The organism is Vibrio sp. 2130-1 (assembly GCF_033339515.1).
This window is the reverse complement of sequence record NZ_JAWOUT010000568.1, coordinates 1-562: the sequence shown is the minus strand read 5'-3', so window position 1 is coordinate 562 and position 562 is coordinate 1. Positions and strand designations below refer to the sequence as shown.

The 562-nt window shown below is 50.2% G+C and carries 1 protein-coding gene; it reads left to right on the top strand.

Annotated features, from left to right (window positions below; genetic code table 11):
* Nucleotides 1–562, top strand: a 562-nt coding sequence (locus R7Q09_RS27435) for a diguanylate cyclase domain-containing protein (protein WP_318144120.1), incomplete at both ends; no start/stop codon positions are given.

The window sequence follows — 562 nt, the reverse complement described above, 5'->3', positions numbered from 1 at the left end:
ATCGAGATGGAACAACCTTTCGCTACGTTGTTTCTTGATATCGACCACTTTAAGCACATTAACGACAGCATGGGCCATTTCTGTGGTGATCAACTGTTGTCGAACCTGGCGGTTCGCCTGCAAGACATTTTGCACCTGAACGCGCATGTGGCTCGCATCGGTGGCGATGAATTTGTCATCGTACTGCCGGATATTGACGGCGATTCTCCGTTACTCGAAACGTTAAGCTCGATTTTGGGTGTGTTCCGCCGCCCGTTCGATCTGGCAAATCACGATTCGCTGCGGATCTCCACCAGCATCGGTATCGCACTCTACCCGAACGACGGTCAAGACAGTGAAACGCTGCTAAAAAACGCCGACACCGCAATGTATCTGGCGAAGAAAAATGGCCGTAACGGCTACGCGTTCTACTCTCCGGATTTAACTGACAAATCGGTATCGCACGTCCGTATTCAATCTGCGCTGCATGAAGCGATAGAAAAAGAACAGCTGCATTTGGTGTATCAGCCGCAATACAACCTCGCGCAAAACGCAATTATTGGTGTGGAAGCCTTGGTGCGTT